Annotated in this window: 17 protein-coding genes; 6 read left to right on the forward strand and 11 right to left on the reverse strand. The window is 63.5% G+C overall.

The features are described from left to right. Positions 1–81 precede the first annotated feature (81 nt). Positions 82–348 carry a HalOD1 output domain-containing protein gene (locus EGH21_RS14760; RefSeq protein WP_220619248.1) on the reverse strand — a complete coding sequence of 89 codons (267 nt, stop codon included), beginning with the start codon at positions 346–348 and terminating at the stop codon, positions 82–84. 285 nt (positions 349–633) lie between these two features. Here EGH21_RS14760 and EGH21_RS14765 point away from each other — a divergent pair, with 285 nt between their 5' ends. Then, positions 634–1,500: an SDR family NAD(P)-dependent oxidoreductase gene (locus tag EGH21_RS14765; RefSeq protein WP_236035581.1), complete on the forward strand. Its 867-nt coding sequence runs from the start codon at positions 634–636 to the stop codon at positions 1,498–1,500. Between the two features lie 1,714 nt (positions 1,501–3,214). Here EGH21_RS14765 and EGH21_RS14770 read toward each other — a convergent pair. Further along, positions 3,215–4,108: an alpha/beta fold hydrolase gene (locus EGH21_RS14770; protein WP_220619249.1), complete on the reverse strand. Its 894-nt coding sequence runs from the start codon at positions 4,106–4,108 to the stop codon at positions 3,215–3,217. 82 nt (positions 4,109–4,190) lie between these two features. On the opposite strand from EGH21_RS14770, the gene EGH21_RS14775 reads away from it, so the two are divergent. Next, on the forward strand, positions 4,191–4,826 hold the full coding sequence (locus tag EGH21_RS14775) for a helix-turn-helix domain-containing protein (RefSeq protein WP_220619250.1): 636 nt from the start codon (positions 4,191–4,193) through the stop codon (positions 4,824–4,826). A 110-nt stretch (positions 4,827–4,936) separates the two neighbouring features. On the opposite strand, the gene EGH21_RS14780 is transcribed toward EGH21_RS14775, so the two are convergent. Both EGH21_RS14780 and EGH21_RS14785 read right to left on the reverse strand, forming a co-directional pair. Continuing rightward, the gene (locus EGH21_RS14780; RefSeq protein WP_220619251.1) at positions 4,937–5,083 is read right to left on the reverse strand and encodes a hypothetical protein; all 147 of its coding nucleotides are present in this window, start codon (positions 5,081–5,083) and stop codon (positions 4,937–4,939) included. 346 nt (positions 5,084–5,429) lie between these two features. Continuing rightward, the gene (locus tag EGH21_RS14785; RefSeq protein WP_220619252.1) at positions 5,430–6,362 is read right to left on the reverse strand and encodes a hypothetical protein; all 933 of its coding nucleotides are present in this window, start codon (positions 6,360–6,362) and stop codon (positions 5,430–5,432) included. Positions 6,363–6,721: 359 nt separating this feature from the next. Between EGH21_RS14785 and EGH21_RS14790 the strand changes: the two genes are divergently transcribed. Then, positions 6,722–7,681: an AAA family ATPase gene (locus EGH21_RS14790; RefSeq protein WP_220619253.1), complete on the forward strand. Its 960-nt coding sequence runs from the start codon at positions 6,722–6,724 to the stop codon at positions 7,679–7,681. Positions 7,682–7,702: 21 nt separating this feature from the next. Here the strand turns inward: EGH21_RS14790 and EGH21_RS14795 are convergent, their stop codons facing one another. Genes EGH21_RS14795 through EGH21_RS14810 form a run of 4 tightly spaced genes read right to left on the reverse strand, consistent with a single transcriptional unit; the run spans position 7,703 to position 11,136 of the window. Then, positions 7,703–8,398 carry a DUF7519 family protein gene (locus EGH21_RS14795; RefSeq protein ID WP_220619254.1) on the reverse strand — a complete coding sequence of 232 codons (696 nt, stop codon included), beginning with the start codon at positions 8,396–8,398 and terminating at the stop codon, positions 7,703–7,705. Then, positions 8,395–9,666 carry a DUF58 domain-containing protein gene (locus tag EGH21_RS14800; protein ID WP_220619255.1) on the reverse strand — a complete coding sequence of 424 codons (1,272 nt, stop codon included), beginning with the start codon at positions 9,664–9,666 and terminating at the stop codon, positions 8,395–8,397. The genes EGH21_RS14795 and EGH21_RS14800 overlap by 4 nt, the downstream gene beginning before the upstream one ends. Then, complete coding sequence (locus EGH21_RS14805) at positions 9,663–10,301, reverse strand: DUF7269 family protein (protein WP_220619256.1); 639 nt, start codon at positions 10,299–10,301, stop codon at positions 9,663–9,665. The genes EGH21_RS14800 and EGH21_RS14805 overlap by 4 nt, the downstream gene beginning before the upstream one ends. Beyond that, the gene (locus EGH21_RS14810; protein WP_220619257.1) at positions 10,294–11,136 is read right to left on the reverse strand and encodes a DUF4129 domain-containing protein; all 843 of its coding nucleotides are present in this window, start codon (positions 11,134–11,136) and stop codon (positions 10,294–10,296) included. Before EGH21_RS14810 ends, EGH21_RS14805 begins: the two co-directional genes overlap by 8 nt. A 228-nt stretch (positions 11,137–11,364) precedes the next feature. Between EGH21_RS14810 and EGH21_RS14815 the strand changes: the two genes are divergently transcribed. From EGH21_RS14815 to EGH21_RS14825, 3 genes are all read left to right on the forward strand, one after another. Further along, positions 11,365–12,345 (forward strand): hypothetical protein, encoded by a 981-nt coding sequence (locus EGH21_RS14815; protein WP_220619258.1) that lies wholly within the window; start codon positions 11,365–11,367, stop codon positions 12,343–12,345. Between the two features lie 121 nt (positions 12,346–12,466). Beyond that, entirely contained in the window at positions 12,467–14,605 is a 2,139-nt protein-coding gene (locus EGH21_RS14820) for a bacterio-opsin activator domain-containing protein (RefSeq protein ID WP_220619259.1), read from the forward strand. A gap of 86 nt (positions 14,606–14,691) precedes the next feature. After that, the gene (locus tag EGH21_RS14825; RefSeq protein WP_220619260.1) at positions 14,692–15,006 is read left to right on the forward strand and encodes a HalOD1 output domain-containing protein; all 315 of its coding nucleotides are present in this window, start codon (positions 14,692–14,694) and stop codon (positions 15,004–15,006) included. Positions 15,007–15,121: 115 nt separating this feature from the next. Here EGH21_RS14825 and EGH21_RS14830 read toward each other — a convergent pair whose 3' ends face one another. The 3 genes from EGH21_RS14830 to EGH21_RS14840 form a co-directional block, all read right to left on the reverse strand. Next, on the reverse strand, positions 15,122–15,691 hold the full coding sequence (locus EGH21_RS14830; RefSeq protein ID WP_220619261.1) for a DUF7344 domain-containing protein: 570 nt from the start codon (positions 15,689–15,691) through the stop codon (positions 15,122–15,124). A 73-nt stretch (positions 15,692–15,764) separates the two neighbouring features. Next, positions 15,765–16,493: a DUF7344 domain-containing protein gene (locus EGH21_RS14835; protein ID WP_220619262.1), complete on the reverse strand. Its 729-nt coding sequence runs from the start codon at positions 16,491–16,493 to the stop codon at positions 15,765–15,767. A gap of 492 nt (positions 16,494–16,985) precedes the next feature. Then, positions 16,986–18,773 (reverse strand): helix-turn-helix transcriptional regulator, encoded by a 1,788-nt coding sequence (locus EGH21_RS14840; RefSeq protein WP_220619263.1) that lies wholly within the window; start codon positions 18,771–18,773, stop codon positions 16,986–16,988. Between the last annotated feature and the right edge of the window lie 43 nt (positions 18,774–18,816).

The raw sequence follows: 18,816 nt of genomic DNA on the forward strand, positions 1-18,816 counted from the left end.
TCGGAGGGACAGTTGTGGTTTGCCAACTGTTCTATGAGCTCATCTTATTCGGAGTGATTGTACGTACCGCCAAAGCCACCATCAGGGTAGCCCGGAGTCCTCAGATTCTTCGTCGAATCGATTATACTCTAGTTCTCCGTCGACGAATATCCCACCATCACTCTCGATAGTTATATCATGCTCTGGGAGTTCGAACGATAACTGCCACGGAGTACTCGAGTGGTTGGTGAGCCGGCGAATCGCATCTCCAGAGATATGATTTTGGAGTGTTACGTCCAGTTGCTTTGGTGGGACATCTCTTGCGCTTGCAACTGCTTTGACCACACCCTCTACAGCCCCTTCGACCATGTGTTACCCACATATGAGATACACATATAAACCCACGTGAACTGAAAGGTATGATTCAGTATTCGTCCTGAACAGACGCCCCCGCATTCTTGTTCATGGTGCTGTTGATAGTGCTCGAGCCGTGGACACAGATTCGGTACGGGAGTGAATCTCCGGATTCGCGAATCAAGCAACGATCACGATCCTGGCGATGCGTATCCTAAGCACGGGAATCAGCTAAGTATCGGCGCACTGTCGTCCAATAACTATTCCCCGTAGTGGCACAACGGTGGTGCTATGGCTGACATGACTGTCGACGAGGCGATGGCAAAGTACGGTCCCAGTGAGTTGACGCGGGATGACCTGTTGACGATAGACGACGCGAACTACACAGCCGAAAACGTCGTAATCGTCACAGGTGGCGGTGCGGGTATCGGCCGTGCGACCGCACTGGCATTCGCTGCGAACGGCCTCACAGTCGTAGCGACTGACCGAGATTCGGAGGGACTCGACGCCGTCCAAACCGAAGCTAGGGAGCTTTCACTACCAGGTGAGGTCGTTACTGTGACGGCGAATCTGACGGACGATGATGATCTCCAACGCATCGTCGAAACTGCCACAGAACAAGGCTCGCTCCGATATCTCATCAATAACGCCGGCATCCAGACCGTCTCTCCTATCGATTCATTCCCTATCGAAAAGTATGATTTAATGCATGACATCATGCAGCGAGCGCCGTTGATACTCACCAAACACTGTCTCCCACACTTTCGGGCCACCGACGACGGTCGTGGGGTAATCGGCAACATGTGCTCTGTCCATGGCCATATCGTGACCAGAGACAAGGTCGCGTACAATACGACGAAGTTCGGACTCCGTGGGCTGACGCAGTCGACAGCTGCCGAGGGGGACGGGAAGGTTCGTGCCTTCACCGTCAGCACTGCCTACGTCAAGACTGCGTTGGTCGCCAAACAGCTTCCCGATACCGCCGACCGTCGTGGGATGACTGTCGACGAGGTCGTCGAGGAGGTGATGCTCGAACGAACCCGCGTAAAGGAAATGATGGAGCCCTACGAGGTGGCGAATCTGTTCGTTATAGGTTGTTCACAACACAGCAAGCATCTCAACGGCGGCGATATGACCCACGAAGGTGGTATGAGCCTCACGTACTGACATGCAGTATGTGGAAGCTAAGTACGTGGACGATATAGACTGGGCTATGCCAGTGGTTTTCACGCCGTATTTACAAAAGGCGAAAGAACGGCTTCCACCGACGTCCAGTACCGAGAAGGATGCCGACACCAAGTCAGATAGTAGGCGACCCAGCCGGCAATTCGTTTTTGGCGCAACTCTCGGCACCATCGTCGGTGTCGCTGCCTTGGCCGTCGCTCGCCGGCTCCCTGGTCGACGACGCGGCGACATATCGATGACAGCTTCGAATGGCGATACTAACCCTAAGGAATGACAGCCCCGGTTCATTCACATACAGTGGGCTTCGACGTCGAGACGATACGGAGACAGTTCAGAGGGGCCATCAGCGAGAGAGATTGAATTTTCGTACGTCGATGCCGTCGAAGGCACGGTCGATGTTTATATTTCAGGTGTCTTTTCGCCGAAGTAACTACGTCGTACGTGCTATCGACGATGAGAAACGCACTACTACTGTCGTCGACGTCTTCGAGAAGAGCGATATCCGCCAGGTCGACACCGAACAGACGTGGCATGTCAGGGCCAACTTCAATTTCCGCTACTCATCAGATCTCGGTAATGCCTTTGTACTCGGAGAGTTCTGGATACCAGTCTTCTCAGTCTGAACCGTCTTCCCGTCCCGAAAACCGATTCATTCGTCATTCTCTCTTTCGTTTTCACCCACTCACGTCACTCGTGGTCAGTGAACCACTTGGGTGGCCTTAGGTGACGGCTGACCAGCGACGAAGACACGGATCGCCAGCGCCGTTCAGAATCACCCGTTCGAAATCGACCAGTCGAGGTAACCCGGGCCGCAGACACCAGTTCGAGAGTTGCGTCACCAGACAACGTTGATAACGCAAGCAGAATAACATAAGTACGAGTGTGAGTACATCGGCCCCGCGGTGGATAGCAAAGGCCGACATGGCGAATCGAACCAGAAGCCACCTTCACCCGACACGAACGACGAGAAAAAGCGAACGACATCACCGAGACTGTAGCTGGGGAGTACCGCGACAATGGCGGTATGCAGCCGTGCGTAACCGAAGGACAGGACTGAATCGGAGAGTAAAGAGTCAGGATACCGGCTACGTCGACACCGACGATGTAGTTCGGCTCTCGTATCGCGACTAATTGGCCGAGGTTGATGGCAACCCGAAAACTACGTTGCGGTCGCTTACGTCCGATTGGGACCACATTGCCGGTATCTGTGGTCTGCCGATAGATTGATGCGGCCAAGCGACAGTGGTCGCAGTTCGAATCGTCGACGAGCGTAGGGTGGTCGCCAGTAAGTGAAAGCTCTGATCGAAAGCACAGCCGCTGCGTTCACGGACCGAGTACTCGAGGGTCGACGGTCAGACGTCACCGGCCCTCGAAGACGTGCCGCGCGCAGACGGCCTCCGGACCAGTCGGGGGAAAGTCACCATTCGTCGAGTTCTCACGCACACGACATCGGCAGCGACCACCTCGGACCTAGCTACCAGTGAGTATCGTCGGTCGAGCGGAGCGCATATCCATCACCTAAAGTCGCAGTTGGAACCCGGGGAGGTGCGACATAAGCGTGCTTCCGACATCGATGCAGTCGTCGTGGCGGGCAGCGGCCGGCCTCCGACAGGATATCGCCGTGGGAGCGAGACTGGAGAGAGTACAATCCGTTCGCTACGTCCATCGGACATGTGAACGTGACAGGAATAGCGAGTCAGTGGTGCTGACCCAGAACCGGTGAACGACTCCGGAGCAGGGACCGAAGGTGGTCTGCCTCATCGAACACTGTCAGTCGGGCGTTCGGTAACCGGTCACAGAGACGCCGAACACCGTCGACCGGGACGTTCGTATCTCGTGCCCCGTGCCAGATCCCGACAGGGCCATCGAACGAGTCCACACCGTCGGCCCAAGGGCTGTTGACGAGGTGGAACTCGTGGACGGCCCCACGTCGGTGGGTGGCGAACGCTTCGAGGAAGTCACGGTAGACGACCGTTGCGACGTCGTCGGGGACAGTGCCCGTGGCGTCGTCGGCCGTGTACTGCTCGACCACGAATGACGGGTCGAACCGCGCCGCCAGACGGGCCTGTACCCCGAACAGCATCGAGAGCGCCGTCGGGGTGTGATTCGCGAGTGCGGCCAGCGTGCGCTGTACCAGTGGCGTCTGCGTCCGGAGCGTGGGTGGCGTCGGACTGGCGACGACGTCGGTGCGAGTGACTCGGTCGCCGAGCGTCGACGCGGTGGCGAGGGCGTGCGGGCCGCCGCCGGAGAAACCTACGATGCCGGCCTCGGAGACGCCTGCGTCGTCGAGAATAGCCGCTACAAACGAGCCAGTGTCGGACAGCGTGCGCGTCGGCCACGGCGACGACCGACCGAACCCGGGCCTGTCGGGAGCGAGAAGCCGTACCCCTGCCTGGCGAGCAGCGTCGTGGAACAGTTCGCCGAGGAGACGCGACCCCGGCGTCCCGTGGAGGAAGACCACCGGGGTACCGTCGCTCACTCCGTACTCCGCGTACGCGACAGTACGGTCACCGGAGACGGACGTGGTCCGCGTACGTGAGTCCGCGTCGGGGTCCCGACGCCCGACCGGTTTCGAAGCGTGTTCTGTCATTGTCTGCCGATACAGAGTCGGGTCGGGAATAATATTCGCCGGATTAGTCTGGTTTTATTTATCAGGGTGTGCGTTCGTCCGTATGAAGCAGACGACGTTCAGGGTCGACTATCCGGCCGACCTGCGGCATCCGATGCACGCCCGGATAATGGAGACTACCGACGTATCTCGCGCGGAACTGTTGATGTGGGGGCCGACGGCGGAGGTCACGACCCTCTGTTGGTACGACGGGCCGAAATCCGACGTGCGAACGATACTTGACGCCGTCGAGCCTGTCACGACGTCGCTCGTCACCAGCGTGGAGGGTACCTACGCGTTCGTCGAGCAACGGGCGTTCGAGTTCGACGACTCGGTGATGGCCGTCGTCGCCGACGCGAGCGTCGTCTTCCTGCCACCTGTCGTGTTCGAAGCGTCCGGTACAGTCGAGTTCGAGGCCGTCGGAGACGCGAGTGGACTGAGCCGCCTCTACGACGACCTGCGAGCGCTGGGCGACGTGACGATAGCGCAAGTGAGTGCCTTCGACCGTGTGCGCTCGAACGCACGACTCACATCCCGACAGCGAGCGGCGCTGGAAGCCGCCCACAGCGTCGGTTACTACGAGGTTCCGCGGACGGGGTCAGTCGAGGACATCGCGGACGAACTGGACTGTGCCCACAGTACTGCCGGGGAACTACTTCGGAGAGCGGAAGCGGCCGCCTTGGTGCCGTATGCACGGTAAGAGGACAGTCGTCCGACTGTTCGGAGTTGGTGAGAGTGATCCGTGTCCCCCAGACAGTATCGGCCCGCAACCGACGGGGTCTCGGGCGGGCGAGAGACGTGCGCCGATAGTTAGCGGGCGTCCTCTACGCGATGGGACGCCTCGTGCCACGGGTCAGCGTCTGACCGGCGCTCGAACTGGTCGAGGGCGACCTCGCCGTCCTCTTTCGTCGCACGAATCGCTTTCTGCATGGTGAAGTAATCGACCATATCGTCCATACAGGCACGGGGACACCTCACTATGCAGTCCTTAACTACTGTCGACGTCGTTCCCCCGAGTGAATTAACGGCCTGTGAACTAAACTAGCGAAATCCGACTGAGAGAGTGTGCAGAGTCGAATCTGTCGGAAATCGTCGGCGGCGAATAGTGTAGAGCGTCGACTCCCGTCGTCTCGGACGACGGAGTCTGCTGACAGCGGTCCGTTCGACCGTGGACGCCGCTGACAGCGAGTCGGGAGCACTCGCTGTGCTCGTGTGGCTACTGCTTCGTGACAGGCAGTGAGAAATATCGGTGGTCGTCGGGTGCGTGCCCGTCAGGTCTGGGCACGAGTCACTAATCGCGTCGTCAGTTGGACGCCTCGTTGACCGTCGAGTCGTCGGATTCGTTCAGCGTGACCTCGATGGAGTCACCGTCTTTCAGGACGTAGGTGTTCGGGTCGACCTCCTCGCCGTCGACGGTGACGGTGAAGGACGTCTCGCTCCCGTTCTCCATGTACGTCGTCCCGTTGTACGTCATCGCGTCCTCGGAGACGTTCATGCCGGGGAACGTCGAGAGTGCGTACGCGGCGGTGAGGTTCAGCGAGTGACCGTGCCAGCGAGCCGCGTTCTCGTCACCGTGGAAGTGGAAGGCTTCCTCGGCCATGACGTACTTTTCCTGCGTGAAGTCGACGGGTTCGCCGTCGACCGTCATGTTCAGTCGACCGTGCGGGTGAGGGTGGGACTGTTCGACGAGGCGACCGGGAACCTCCTGGTCGTGGTCGTCGACGCGGACGACGAGTTCGTGCGCGGGGTTCATGTCCTCCAGCGTGTACTCGCTGGGATCCTCGATTTCCGTGCCGGCGACCTGATACGTGATGGTCGTGTTCGTATCGCTCTCGTTGTACGTCTCACCGTCGATGGTCAACGAGTCCGGTTCGGCCGTGACGTTGGCCGTCTCGAGCGCTTCGGCGAGGGTCATCGGCTCCTCGACCGTCCACGTGTGTTCGTTGGTCTCGTTGAAGGAGAACTTCGCCCCCGGTTCGGTGTCGAGGTGCTTCTCTTGGCCTTCGACGACGACGAGCATCCGCCCGGAGAGTTCGGACTCGCTGTCCCCGCTCGTCGTGTTGGTGTCCATCTCCGATTCGGTCGTCTCGTCGCTCATCGTCTCCTCTTCGGTCGTAGCGTCCGTCTCCGTCGGCGTCTCGCCGCCGGACCCGCCGAGTGACGAACACCCGGCGAGCAGCACCAGCAGTGCGGCGAGGACCGCGGTAATCTGTGAACGCGACAGCTTGAGTGGCATGCGACTCTGACTCGGTCCGTTGAGTCCCTTATTACTCGGGCGGTAAATCCTATATAAACGTCAGGCCACAGAACATAGCAGTGTGATAAAACCGGGAAACCGCAGGCTGGCGGCAAGCCGCTCGTTCTCGGGGCCACAAGGTTTTAACGAAGGGTTCGAAACGGCGTAACGGAATCCTATCTCGTATCGACGGTCTCACTGCCAGCGAAACGGTCGCGGAACGGCCAATCAGTACTCCACGGAGGTCCAGCGAAGTCTGTCGTACAGGAGGGGCGAGCGGACACACGGGGGTTTTGTGACAGGTCGACACCCACCATTAGCACTCAGTTAGTAATTGCCCGTGTGGCCGACCACAGAGTATGAACGTCACCGAGGCCGGGGACAGAGCCACGGCCGTGTTGAACGAAGTATCGAACGCCGTCGTCGTCGACGAGAACGTGTTGCGGATGATTCTGACCGGAGTCGTCTCTCGTGGACACGTCCTCCTCGAAGACGTTCCCGGGACCGGCAAGACACTGACCGCCCGGAGTTTCGCGACCACGCTGGGCCTGAGCTTCAATCGCATCCAGTTCACGCCCGACCTCCTGCCGACGGACATCACCGGGACGTACATGTTCAACGAGAAGACCCGGGAGTTCGAGTTCAGCAGCGGCCCCATCTTCGCGAACGTCATCCTCGCCGACGAGATAAACCGCGCCTCGCCGAAGACGCAGGCGGCCCTGCTGGAGGCGATGGAGGAGGGGCAGGTGACGATGGAAGGGGAGACACACGACCTGCCCGAACCCTTCTTCGTCATCGCGACGCAGAACCCAGTCGAGAGCGGCGAGGGAACCTTCCCACTGCCGGAGGCACAGAAGGACCGCTTCCTCGTGAAGACGAGTCTCGGCTACCCGCCGAAGGCCGGCGAACGGGAGCTGCTAGACCGGCGTGACGCCCGCGACGACCAGACGCCGAGCGCCCAGCAGGTGCTGACGACGGCGGCGGTCAGGGAGTGGCAGCAGGTCCCCGAACGGATCACCGTCCACGGCGACCTCAAAGACTACATCGTCGAAGTGGTGCGCGAGACGCGGATGGACCCCCGTGTCGAAGTCGGTATCTCCCCCCGTGGCTGTCAGCGGTTGTTCGAAGTCGCTCGAGGCTACGCCAGCCTGCAAGGGCGGAAGTACGTCACCCCGGACGACGTGAAAGCCGTCTCCGACCCGGTACTGGCACATCGCATCGTGCTGACCGCCGACGCCACTATCGACCAGACCACCAGCAGCGACGTGGTCGACGACGTTCTCGACGACGTGCCCGTCCCGAGCGTCGGCTACGAATAGGAGTAGCGGCGACGCGCCGGGCTACCAGCGCAACGCCACGGTCAGCAACACGAGGGCGACGAACACCATCGCGAACGAGGCCAACGACAACCCGTCGTTCGCGAACCCGCGGGCAAAGAGGACGACGGCGGCGCCCACGGCACCGACCAGCGTCGTGGCGAGGACGTGGCTCGCTTCGAGGCGCCACGTCGTGGCCCCGCGGCCGAGATGTTCGCCGACGCCAATCGCGTGTTCGCCAGCGTCCCACGCGACGATTGTCCCGACAGCGGTCCCGAGCAACAGCGTCAGGTCCGCCGTCTGGAACAACCCGGCGAGGACCACGCAGGCGAAGAGACCGCCGGCACCCAGTTTGACGAGTGAGCGCGACCCGTCGCCCCGTACCGGCACGAGTGCGGCGGCGAGGACGGCGAGTCCGAGGAACCCCGGAACCAGGCGGAGTAACTCGCTCAGTGGGCCGCCTTGGCTTCCGAACCCACCGATGGCGACGGCACAGACGGCGGCCCCGACGAGTCCGAGCGGGAGACCGACGACGCGGTAGCCGGTTCGGTAGGCGGCGGCGCCGAGGCCGACGATTCCCAGACCGACGAGTTCGACCACCAACCACGTGCCGACGCCAGTCGCATCGCCCGCGAGTGCGAGGAGAACGGCCGCGGCAGCGGTCACCGCGAGGGCGCTACTGACGAGCGTCGGTCGCGAGTTCGAGTGGGTCGCGTTCATCCGTGCATGGCCTCCGTTCGGCGGTGGAGCGTCGCAGAGAGCGGCTCCGTCGTCTCCCAGTCGACCGCGGTGACGTCCGACTGTCGCAGTCGTCGGAGGCGACTGTCCCGCTCGATGGCCGCCAGCGTGCGGCCACCCGCGCCGGCGTCGCTGACCGTCACGTCCGGCGAGACGAGCGTCACCCGGTGCCGTTCGGCCTCGAACCGTTGGACCGCCTCGACGACGTCGTCGTCGAGTAGCGGGGAGACGACCAGCAGTTGCGTGTTGTCCTCGAGACGCGCCAACAGCGTCTCGACCTGCGCCTCGACGTCGACCGTCGTCTCCGGTTCGGGAGGGCGTGCCTCGAACGCCGAGTGCGTCGCGAGGAGTTCCTGAAGCCGGAGCCGATGGCGACGGCCGCTACTGGGCGCCAACCAGAGGTCGTCGGTCCCGAGCACCGACAGGCCGACGTGGTTCTGCCCGTCGAGGACCGTCTCGGCGAGTTGCTGGGCCGCGCCGACAGCCGCGACCACCGCGTGTGGCTCGCCCTCGCGGCCCCGGTAAGCCCCCGGCGTCGCGTCGACGACGACGACGACGCTCGCGGTCTGTTCCTCGCGGAACTCTATCGTCGTCAGTTCGCCGGTCCGGGCGTAGCGGTTCCAGTCGACGCGTCCGACCGGGTCGCCCCGTCGGTACGCGCGTGTCTGGTGGAACTCGGTCCCGCTCCCGCCGGAGTCGGCGGGGTTCTGTCCGGTCACGTCGAGCGTCTGTGACCGGAGCGGGGCCGTGCCGACGTCCGTCGTACAGTCGACTTCGGTGTCTGTCTCGACTTCCACCTCGACTTCGTGGCCGCCGCTCGGGTCGCGAGCGATAGCCGTCGCCGCCTCGAACCGGTGGCGACCCCGCTTTGCCGTCATCGTGTACGAGAACGAGGCGCGCTCTCCCGGCCGGAGCGCGGTCCCGAAACGCGGCGTCCCGTCCGTCACGGCCAGCGCCGGGGGCACACCGTCGACGACGCGGAGGTCGAATATCGGTCGGTCGCCGACGTTCTGGACGGTCGTCGTCACCTCGACGCTCGTGCCGGCCTGCGGGTTCTCCTCGCTCACGCGACGGTCGATGTCGAGTCGGGGCTCAGAAACCGACGACAGGCGCGGGTACACCGCGTACACGACCCCGAGCGCCGACAACATGAGCAACAGAGGCCGCTTCGCGAGCAGGCCGACGCCGGCGGCCCCGAGCGTGAGGACGAGGACGCCGCGCCAGCGATGCGTCCGCCGGGCGTCACTCATCGGGAACGCCCCCCAGTGCGCTCGTGGCACTCGACTATGGCGGCCATGGTCCGTCGAGCACGGTACCGAACGGGCGTCTCGCCGTGTGCGAGTGCCCGGAGTCCGGTGCCGACCGTGTCCCGACTGCCACCGGTGGCCAGAAACCGGGCCGCGACCGGGTCGTCGGTCCACGACCCATCGGCGACTGCCGACGATGCCTTCGCTTCGGGCCACCCGCGTTCGGCCGCGACGGTCCGGATAGCCGCCTTTCGCAGGCGATCCCTGACCGTTTCACGGACGTCCCGCCCGACGACAGGGACCACGGTCCGCCATCCATCGAGTCGCTCGTCGAAGCGCTCGCCCGGTTCGGGCGCCGGCGTCGGCCCTTCGACCGCCGGCATCTCGCGGACCTCCACGCTGTCACTGCTCGTGAGAAACACTAGCGACGCGAGTGCCACGGCGACGCCGCCGAACGCCATCACGAGGAGGTAGTCGTTCTCGACGCCCGCACGGAGCGACGAGACGACCCCGGCAGCGAGGTCACCCGCCGTGACGAACGCGCCGACCATGACGAGAAACCCGACCCCACCGAGCAGGATTCGGGCCCACGGGAGGTCGCCGAGGCCGTCGAGGCCGACGTCGGTCGCCTCAGTCATCGCGCTGCCCCATCGAGCGCCGAAGGTACGCCGACGCTTCTCGTACTTCGCTGGTCGTCACGGGTCGGTCACCGTACCGGACGTCCTCGAACAGGTCGGTGAGTTCTCGAACGGGTTCACTCCGCAACCCGGTCTGTGCGACCGCTTCCGCGCGTTCGCGCGGCGTCAGAGAGGGGTCGTCGGCGGCCCCTGCACTGGAGACCATCTCCAGCCACGTACGCTCTATCTCGTTTCGCGGTTCGCGATTCGGGAGTTTCGTCGTGGCCGCCCGCACGTCGGCCGTCGTCTCACGGCCGACGTACTCACGGAGGCGGTCGAGTAACAGGTCACGCTTGTAGCCGGCGAGCGCGAGCATCCCGAGCACCGCCAGAACGGCGACGACGGCGAGCAGTCGCTCGAACAGTTGGCGGAGCAGGTCGAGCAGACTGTCGACCGGTCCACCCGGTCCGAGACCAGCCTGTTTGGTCAGCCCGCTCTGACCGCCCTCGGAATCGGCGGTTCCGCCCGAACTCTGACCGGTGCCGTCGGTGGTGTCCGACATCGAGTCCTTTGCCCCGCTGTCGGCACGACTCGGCTCACGACCCTGTTGGCTACCGTCCGAAGAGGGCTGGCTCGTCGTTCCCGAGTTCCCCTCTGTGTCGCTCTGTCCACCCGACTGGAGCGCGTTTTTCACCTGATCGGCTTGCTCCGACGGCAGCGGGAGGGATTCGGTGTCGACGTCGACGACGTCGTCGGGGTTCCCGGGGACCGACGTTTCGAGGGACGCCGCCATACTCACCGCGGCGAACAGACAACAGCCGGCGAACAGGATGGTGATGACGTGCTGCTGATTCATTGCTCCCCGACGAGCCAGTCACCGTTCGGGTACAGACGGCCGGCCGCAGGATGGTGGTTTGCTCGTGGCGATACACTGGCGATATCGAGCCAGTTCCAGATAGTCGCTGACGTAGAACGCATTGTCTGTGTGACGAAACTGCCCTTAACGGCGTTATTATACACCAGATAAGCGGTTCTATCGGGACGGTAATAAACCGCCCTCCACCCCTTTGTATACTCGATACTGATGTTTGGCATTCCGAACCGGCGCTTACTTGCACTACTCGTCGCGGGACTGCTCGTACTGGGGGCCGGCTGTGCCGGCCTCGGTGCGAGCGAAGGCGGATCTAACGCGACAGCGACGACCACGGCGACAGCCGAGGAGACGACGGTCGCGACGACCGAGGCGGAGACGACGGCGGCATCGACGCAGAGCGGGAGCGAGGACGACGGCCACAACCACAGTCACGGCGACGAGGAGACGTCGACACCGTCGTCGGCCTCGGACGCTGACGGGACCGACGCGACGACGACCGGAAAGATGACCGTCGTCGTCGCCGCTGACGAACTCGACTTGCAGGACCGCGACGAGTCGGGCGACGGCTTCGATATCGCTAACGACCCTCACACGTGGGTCACCGACTCGAACGTGACGCTCGCCGAATCGCTCTCACGGTTCGACGTCGACGCGCAGGCGAACTCGCTCTCCGTCGACGGGACCACCTACGACGAATCGACCGACGGGACGGAGATATACTACCGCGTGAACGGTGAGGAGGTCGACCCGACGACCGTCACGCTGGAAGACGGGGATCAGGTGTGGGTCACCGTCGAGACGGCCGACATGAACGCCTCGGTACCCGGTAACTACATCGACAACGAACAGCAGCACATCCACGGTGACATGACCGTCACCGTCGACGGCGAGGAAGTCGACTTCAGCCGTTCGAAGTACCAGTCCAACGACCGTTACTTCCACTTCGAGGGCGGTGAGGGCGAGTACTGGCACTCGCACTCCTCGAACGTCACCCTCAACTACGCGCTGGACTCGCTCAACGGCGTCAACGTCACCGAGGACACGATTACGTTCAACGGGACGACCTACGACAGCAGCGACTCCGGCACGACCATCTCTATCGAGGTCGACGGCGAGTCGGTCCAGCCGAGCGAGTACTACCTGAAAGACGGCGACGACGTCCAGATTACCATCGAGCGAACGGAGGGCTGACGATGACGGCTCGCCCGCCTACGTACGACAGGCCGCCCCGGCAGACGCCCACAGTGTCGAGTCGTCCTGCGGTGGGCAGGCCAGCGCATCGTCAGACGAGGCCGACGCCGTCAACAGCGTAATGGCTTCTGACGTTAGTCACGTGACGCTCGACTGGCCAGCCACCGTCGTCGTCGTCGGCGAGAGCGAACGAGTCGAGGCCGCACTCGAAGCACTCACTGCTGAGCACGATGGCGCACGCGTGGTGTCGTTCAAGTCGCCGCGAGCGGCGCTGACCAGTCTCGAAGACGGTGGCGACGCGGACGTTATCGTGAGCACGAAGGCCCTCGACAGCGGGAGTGGCGTCGACTTACTCCGACACGTCACGGAGGCGTACCCCGACCTCCCGTTCGTGCTGGCCGGCGCGGACGTGACCGTGACCGACGAGCGGACGGCGATAGAAGCAGGGGCGACCGACGTCGTTCGTCTCGACCCGGCAGATTCGTCCGGCGACGGTGTCTTACGGGCCCGCGTCAGGCGTGCACTCGAAGGGTCGAGACCACGGGAGCGCCCACGAGTCGCCGACAGGAGCGACGCCCCCAGACTGCTGGGTGGCACCAGCGAGACGATTCGCAGACTGTTCGAGGCGTCGACGCGGGAGGCCGTCGCGGAGGCCGTCGTCGAGTCGGCCACGAAGACGCTGGACAACAGATACGCAGCGGTGTACCTGCTGGATAGCGACGGCCAGCACCTCCGGCGCGTCGCCGCGGCACCGGTGGACGACGACAGCGAAGGACCGGTGCGTGCCGGCCAAGGGACGCGACTCTGGGAGACGTTCGTTACCGGAGACGTGCACAGACACCGTGGTGCGTCCGTGGGGCAGGAGACCGGTGCCGACGGCGCTTCGGTGACGCTCCCGATCGGCGAGTTCGGCGTGTTGGACGTCGCCGTGGACGGCCCCGACGACGAAGCCGTCGGTGCCGGCGAGCAACTGACGAATCTCGCGACGGCAGCGACGGCGGCGCTCGAGCAGATAGCCGAGTCGCAGTCACTGCAACGGCAGGCGGCGGAACTCGACGAGCGTGCCGGTCGTCTCGAACGGCGTCGCACTCTCGTCGACGCCCTGTCTACCGTGCAGCGAGCGGCAATCGAGGCCGAGTCGCAGGACGAACTGGAGCAGCGGGTCGTGAACGGTCTGGCAGACACCGGCCAGTTCGCGTTCGTCCGCATCGAGCGAGTCGGGAGTCAGCGTGACCGACTCGAACCTCGGACGTGGGCGGGCGCGGAACGCGGCTACCTCGACGCGGTCGACCTCCGGCTCGACGAGAGTGTTCAGGAGCCCGCAGTTCGGGCCGCCCGGACCCGGTCGACGCTCGTCGTCGACGACATCACGACCGGACTCCGGGACGACACGTGGCGCGAGGAAGCACTGACCCGCGGGTACCAGTCGGTGTTGAGTGTCCCGCTCTATCGGGACGACCGACTCTGGGGGACGCTGACCGTCCACGCGACCGACGCCGACGCGTTCGACGACGAGGTCGCCGGCGCGTTCGACGACATCGCCAGCGCCATCTCGAACGGTATCAGCGTCGTCGAGCGCAAACGCTCGCTACTCTCGGACACGGTGATAGACCTCGAGTTGACGCTGACGGACGGGACCGACCTCTTCAGCCGCGTGGCCCGTGAGACGGGCGCCACACTCGACTTCGAGGGGGTGCTCGCCCGAGACAACAGCGCGGTCCTGTTCCTCGTCGTCACCGACGCGGAGCCGGCAGCGGTCGAACGTGCCTTCGAGTCGGCACCGCTGGTCGACGCCGTCGACCACGTCCCGCACGGCGACGGCGAACTGTACGAGATAGAACTTGAGTCCGTCTCCCTCGTGAGCGAGATACTGAGTTCGGGCGGAACACTGCGTGACCTCACCGCCGACGGCGACACGACGCGCCTGCTGGTAACTCTGCCAGCCGAGACGGACGTTCGGCGGTTCGTCGAGTCACTCGAACAGGTCGCTCCGGACGTACGGTTGCACTCCCGGACTCAGCGGACGCGCCCGTCCCGTCGGGACCAACCGTTCCGGGTCGAGTTCGAACAGCGCCTGACCGACCGGCAGTTAGAGGCGCTTCGGACGGCGCTACTGAGCGGCTACTTCGAGTGGCCGCGCGAGCACACTGCCGAGGAGGTGGCGAGTTTGCTGGACATCTCCCAGCCGACGTTCAACCGCCACCTTCGAGTTTCGCTCAAGAAGCTGCTGGAGTTACTGTTCGACGTCGACGAGGAGTAGCGACCACCGGTCGGGTCGTTTGCTCTCTGTAGCGCTCCTTAGCCACAAGATAAGTTCATACCTTCAGATATGATACCGAGGTGACGATGATCCACTGCGACCTGGGAGCCGACGTCGAGTACGACGCCCGGAGTAACACGTACCGGTTTCAGCGACGGGAGCACTGCGAGACGAACACGAGCACTGCGGTGGTCGCCGCGGTCGCACAGGCAGTCGGCAGGGAACCGACGGAGCTCGAACCGCTCGAAGAGCAGATAGACTCTGACGCGCTGGACATGTTCTTCGACCCGGACATCGGTGAGCGCACGTGCGACGGTGCGTGTCGCGTGACGTTTCCGTTCGCGGGGTGTGAGGTGACGGTCGACGAGAAGCAGTCTATCGTCGTCTCCGCGCCGGAGTGAGCGGTGAAGCGCGCCCCGACAGGTGGCGGTAGATCGCTGCGACTATAGACCGGCACTCGCTCACGAGACACGCTACTAGAACGTCATGTGCTGGCCACTTCGCGAGACGGACTGCTCAGGAGAACTGTCGGATGCCCGCTTCCACTACCAGCACCACGAGATGGAGCGCGAGTAGGGCGGGCAGGACGAACGACGTCAGTGCTGGACCCAGCGATAGGGTCGTGCCGAGGGCGACTACCGTGATGACGCTGGCGGCGAGCGTCAGGCGAAACGCAGGTGGCGAGGTGTCTTGCTTTTGATCGTCGGCCAACCAGTGACGGCCGATGTCGTCGAAGGCCGGACCGATTTGTATCGTCTTCGTCTCCGAGTCGTATTCGACGAGACCGACCTCGTCCAGTTTCGGCAAGTGGTTCTGACACAGCGAGATGTACACGCTGTTGTAGATGTCGTCCGGAGATTTCGACGGGTCTGATACGATCTCCGCGACTCGTTCGCTCAGGTCGCTGACGTCCCAGACCTCGTCGGACTGGGACAGCAGTTTGAGACACACGCGCCGACGTTCGTTACCAAGGAGGTCGTACACCGCATCCTCGTCGAGTTTCGGAACCTCCCGGTCCGGGCCTGATGTCTCGTCCTCGTCGGACGAGAGCCACGACGGGCGCGCAGATAATTTCGATAGTACCATTAGTGTATTTTCCCTCAATAGTCTATTATGTATCGAGAGAGGTCCACGTCGGGTGATCGAACATCGAATCGACTCACTGGTTCCAGTTGCTCGCGTCCGGGTCGGTCAACCCGAATCCCGACCAGGACGACTCGGTCATCCAGTGGCTCACGGCGAGCAGTGTGAACAGCGCGCTCACCAGAATCCCCACACCGATTTGTGACGGGAGCGCCGCGGACATGAGCCCACTAGAGAGCGCAGACGCGACGAACAGACTGCCACCGGCAGCGTAGAGATAGCGTTTGTGCCAGCTTACGTCGACGTCAGCGCCCGTCTGGTCGTCGCCATCCATCTCCGGTGCCGGAGTGTCGGCGGAAGCCTCGGCATCCGTCCCCGGTTCCTCGTCTTGTAGGAGCGAGGGTTCGCTGGCGAGGTAGGCGTCGAATCGCGAGGCCAGCTCCGTCGTCTCGACGTAGCCCCGACTCTGGTTGTACTCGAGGACGCCCGCCTTGTCCATCTTCGGCAGATGGGACTGATAGAGTGCGATGTACACGCGCTGTCGCTGCTGGGAACGGAGCGCGTCGATGGTCGTGTCGTGTTCCAGGGCCGCGATGTGCTCTGCGATGTCGCCCATGCGCGCCGGCTCGTCGCCGTCGTACTCCTGGAGATACTTGAGGACGAGGCGACGACGGCGACACTGGAGGACGTGGAAGATGTCGTCGCGCGTCAACTCCGGTTCCGAGTCGGAATCAGAGTCGGACGCGGATTCCGTCTCGTCGGAGGTGCTGTCTGACGTCTCGTTTCGGAGTGTAGCTTCGGGCATGTTCGATTCCGGCTTGAACCCATTTCCCCATATAAAGCGCCGGTTGTTCCGGTCCTTTCCACCGTCAATAACTGTTTCACACGGTCCGGCAAGAGTCTAAAACGTCGTTAAACACCGTTCACGTCCAGTGGAATGGTTCGTTCCGAGGGGTCGAAAACGCCAGTAAGCGGGTCCTGAACCCGGCTGATTGCGTACACTCACCGTCGGACTCGCCCGAGAGCGGCCTCGGAGCCGTGTAGCTCTCCCTACGGGTTCAGGTCGATGTCTACCGTTGCAGCCTCTCTGAGGCCAGTTAGTGCGTCGATAAGGCCACCTTACCGGGAAGAATCGGGGCGACAGTCACGTTGGCGAGAGTGCTCGAGCGGTCAGAAGTGGCTATCGGAGAGGTGGAAGGCCGCCGCGAGCGACGACTGACGCGACAATCTCGATGGGACGAACAGTCCCACGGCTATCGACCGCGTGCTCGCTCGACAGTGCCGACCACAGCGGTGGTCAGCAGACTGTGCCGGAACCGGGACGGTCGACTGGCCCGGAGCGGTCGTCCCGCTCTCGCTCCAGTTGCATCTGAGGCGGCTTGGCCTCTTCGAGGCAGATGAGGTTCTCGCGCCCGATGCGGAGCTTCACGATGTCGTCGTCCTCGTCCATGCCGGAGAGTAGCCGACTCACCTTCGCCTTCGACCAGTCGGTGACGGCGACGATGTCACTCTGTTTCATTCGCCCGGCCTCGGCGCGCAACATCTCTAACACCAGTTCGTCGTCGGCGACGAGGTCGTCGTCACGGTCTGCGACGACGGCGTCCGCGGAGTCGGCTATCGGCTCTGCGTCGCCGTCGGCGTCCGACGTCGAACCCGACTCGATAGCGCCGTCGGTCATCTCGAGCGCCCGGTCTTCGGACCGGAGGAGGCCCCTCTGGACGGCTCGAACCCTATCGACGACGTCGATGACGAACCCACCTCGGATGGCGGTGATACTGAGTCCGATACCGACGACGAACCCGAGGAACGTACTCGTCAGCCACGCGGGCGTGAGTTGACTCGTCGGGTCCGTCCCCAGAGTGGTCTCTAGCTTGTCGCCCATCAGGTCGCCGTCCGTGTCCGCGCTGGTCGGGTCGGTCCCCGCTCGGTGGACTTCGCGTCCGTCTTCGAGGCCGTCACCGTCCGTGTCCGCCACCGTCGGGTCGGCGCCGGCCTCTAGCTCCGCTCCGTCGGCGAGGCCGTCGTCGTCAGTGTCAGCAACCGTCGGGTTCGTCCCTTCGGTCACTTCCTCCTTGTCCGTGAGTCCGTCACCGTCCGTGTCCGCGACCGTCGGGTCAGTGCCGAGAGAGACTTCCTTGCTGTCTGCGAGGCCGTCGCCGTCCGTGTCCGCCGTGAGCGGGTCGGTACCCAACTCCAGTTCTTTGCCGTCGGAGAGCCCGTCACCGTCCGTGTCCGCGACCGTCGGGTCAGTCCCCTGTGCGAGTTCACGACTGTCCGTGACGCCGTCACCGTCCGTGTCCGCGACCGTCGGGTTGGTACCCTCTGATAGTTCGACGCTGTCAGAGAGGCCGTCGTCGTCCGTATCGGAGGCGGTCGGGTCGGTGCCGAGTTCCAGTTCACGGTGGTCCGAGAGCCCGTCACCGTCCGTGTCCGCCACCGTCGGGTCGGCGCCGACGCTGAGTTCGACTCGGTCCCCGAGGCCGTCCCCGTCGGTGTCGGCCGTCGTCGGCGACGTCCCGTGTTCGTGCACCTCTGCGCCGTCGGACAGCCCATCACCGTCGGTGTCGCTGTTGCTCACGTTCGTCCCGGCCTCGACCTCGTTCTCGTTGTTCAGGCCGTCGCCGTCGAGGTCGCCACTTCGGGGAATCTGCTGGACCGTGATAGAGTGCGTATCGAGAACGGTGCCAGTCTCGGTGTCTCGGAGCGTCAGGTTCAGCGTCGTCTCGGTCGCGTTCGAGTCAGAAGGATAGGAGAGAGTCGGTGAAGAGGTGTTCGCGAGCGACGTGCACGTCGTAGTACCGTTCGTTTCGAGACAGAGTTCGGTCTGCGGTCCTGCCGAGGACGTCTCCACACTGACGAGATAGGCGTCGACAGGCTGACCTTGGGCCGTGTGTCCCCAGACATATGTCGTGTTCCCAACAGAACCGGCAGCGTGTGTCTGGCGCACGTCGGCGATGGTGGCCGATGCCGTTCCCTCGCTGTCACTTGCGGGGGCCGCGCCCGCTGCAACGCCGGCAGAGAACGCTATCACCGTCGTTAAAGCGAGGATAACCCTGATTGCGCACGATAACTGACGCTTGTCCATGTTGCGCGAGCAAAGAACGCAATAACTGATAGCCTTTTTGGCT

Origin of the sequence: Haloarcula rubra (genome assembly GCF_019599465.1) — an archaeon.
Lineage (GTDB): Archaea > Halobacteriota > Halobacteria > Halobacteriales > Haloarculaceae > Haloarcula > Haloarcula rubra.

What these genes read in the sequence shown, in the direction of transcription:
- EGH21_RS14760 (WP_220619248.1), bottom strand. Translation starts at nt 348, where the DNA reads ATGGTCGAAGGGGCTGTAGAGGGTGTGGTCAAAGCAGTTGCAAGCGCA.
- EGH21_RS14765 (WP_236035581.1), top strand. Translation starts at nt 634, where the DNA reads ATGACTGTCGACGAGGCGATGGCAAAGTACGGTCCCAGTGAGTTGACG.
- EGH21_RS14770 (WP_220619249.1), bottom strand. Translation starts at nt 4,108, where the DNA reads ATGACAGAACACGCTTCGAAACCGGTCGGGCGTCGGGACCCCGACGCG.
- EGH21_RS14775 (WP_220619250.1), top strand. Translation starts at nt 4,191, where the DNA reads ATGAAGCAGACGACGTTCAGGGTCGACTATCCGGCCGACCTGCGGCAT.
- EGH21_RS14780 (WP_220619251.1), bottom strand. Translation starts at nt 5,083, where the DNA reads ATGGACGATATGGTCGATTACTTCACCATGCAGAAAGCGATTCGTGCG.
- EGH21_RS14785 (WP_220619252.1), bottom strand. Translation starts at nt 6,362, where the DNA reads ATGCCACTCAAGCTGTCGCGTTCACAGATTACCGCGGTCCTCGCCGCA.
- EGH21_RS14790 (WP_220619253.1), top strand. Translation starts at nt 6,722, where the DNA reads ATGAACGTCACCGAGGCCGGGGACAGAGCCACGGCCGTGTTGAACGAA.
- EGH21_RS14795 (WP_220619254.1), bottom strand. Translation starts at nt 8,398, where the DNA reads ATGAACGCGACCCACTCGAACTCGCGACCGACGCTCGTCAGTAGCGCC.
- EGH21_RS14800 (WP_220619255.1), bottom strand. Translation starts at nt 9,666, where the DNA reads ATGAGTGACGCCCGGCGGACGCATCGCTGGCGCGGCGTCCTCGTCCTC.
- EGH21_RS14805 (WP_220619256.1), bottom strand. Translation starts at nt 10,301, where the DNA reads ATGACTGAGGCGACCGACGTCGGCCTCGACGGCCTCGGCGACCTCCCG.
- EGH21_RS14810 (WP_220619257.1), bottom strand. Translation starts at nt 11,136, where the DNA reads ATGAATCAGCAGCACGTCATCACCATCCTGTTCGCCGGCTGTTGTCTG.
- EGH21_RS14815 (WP_220619258.1), top strand. Translation starts at nt 11,365, where the DNA reads ATGTTTGGCATTCCGAACCGGCGCTTACTTGCACTACTCGTCGCGGGA.
- EGH21_RS14820 (WP_220619259.1), top strand. Translation starts at nt 12,467, where the DNA reads ATGGCTTCTGACGTTAGTCACGTGACGCTCGACTGGCCAGCCACCGTC.
- EGH21_RS14825 (WP_220619260.1), top strand. Translation starts at nt 14,692, where the DNA reads ATGATCCACTGCGACCTGGGAGCCGACGTCGAGTACGACGCCCGGAGT.
- EGH21_RS14830 (WP_220619261.1), bottom strand. Translation starts at nt 15,691, where the DNA reads ATGGTACTATCGAAATTATCTGCGCGCCCGTCGTGGCTCTCGTCCGAC.
- EGH21_RS14835 (WP_220619262.1), bottom strand. Translation starts at nt 16,493, where the DNA reads ATGCCCGAAGCTACACTCCGAAACGAGACGTCAGACAGCACCTCCGAC.
- EGH21_RS14840 (WP_220619263.1), bottom strand. Translation starts at nt 18,773, where the DNA reads ATGGACAAGCGTCAGTTATCGTGCGCAATCAGGGTTATCCTCGCTTTA.